The following is a 1,097-nucleotide window of genomic DNA, read 5'->3' on the forward strand; positions in this document are numbered from 1 at the left end:
TGTTCCTAGCAATATGAAACTAATGCCAGTTGTTGATAATAAAGTTGATTTAACTGTTATTATCGGTAAGGAAAGTGTCTCATATAAGGATGCCATTGCTGCTGGTGCGGTTGACCGTGAAGACTGGTTGGCAAAACATGATATTTCAGACACACGTCATTATGAACTTCCTGATACACGTGAAGGCTGGGTTATTGGTAATGCCAATATGATTGATGCCCACTTTAATGATACAAATGATGGTTTCAAAGATGTTGTCCTTGATATTACTGACATTCGTGCCAAAGGTGAAAAAATTAAGGGCTTTGGTGGAACTGCTTCAGGTCCAGTACCTTTAGTTGAAATGTTCTTTGATATTAATGAAGTTTTGAACAATGCCGTTGGACGTAAGTTAACTTCAGTTGACTGTACTGATATGGGTAACTTGATTGGTAAAACTGTAGTGGCTGGTAATGTTCGTCGTTCTGCTGAGTTGGCACTTGGTGGTGCAACTGATGATGATTTCATCACTATGAAACAAGACCAAAAACAACTTTATCATCACCGTTGGGCTTCAAATAATAGTGTGGCAGTTGATTCTAAATTTAATAAGTATGCTCCAATCGCTGATTCAATTACTCATAATGGTGAACCTGGTATCGTTAACCTTGAATTGTCACGTAATTATGGACGTGTAATTGATGGCTATCAACCAGGAATTGACGATGGTGTAGAAGGAACTAACCCTTGTGGTGAAATTTCTCTAAGTAATGGTGAACCATGTAACTTATTTGAAATTTTTCCATTGATTGCAACTCAACAAGGCTGGAGTCTTGAAGAAGCTTTTGGTTTAGCTGCTCGTTATACAAAACGTGTTACATTCAGCAACTATGATTGGGAAGTTTCACGTGATGTTATTCAAAAGAATCGTCGTATCGGTGTCTCAATGTCAGGTATTCAAGATTGGATTTTGACAACCTTTGGTAATCGTGTTGTGACTGGTTTTGAACCTACCACGGATCCTGAAACAGGAGAAATTGTTCAAAAACCTATTTACGATCAACGCGTTGTTGAGAAATTCGATGACTTGTACAAGACAGTTATTGAAGCTGACAAGG

The 1,097-nt window shown here is 38.2% G+C and carries 1 protein-coding gene; it reads left to right on the top strand.

Annotated features, from left to right (window positions below; translation table 11 throughout):
* Positions 1–1,097 (top strand): ribonucleoside-triphosphate reductase, adenosylcobalamin-dependent (gene nrdJ, locus FHL06_RS13955; protein WP_153387258.1); only part of this gene is annotated, 1,097 nt, incomplete at both ends.

Source organism: Companilactobacillus halodurans (genome assembly GCF_009600985.1).
GTDB classification, from domain to species: Bacteria; Bacillota; Bacilli; order Lactobacillales; family Lactobacillaceae; genus Companilactobacillus; species Companilactobacillus halodurans.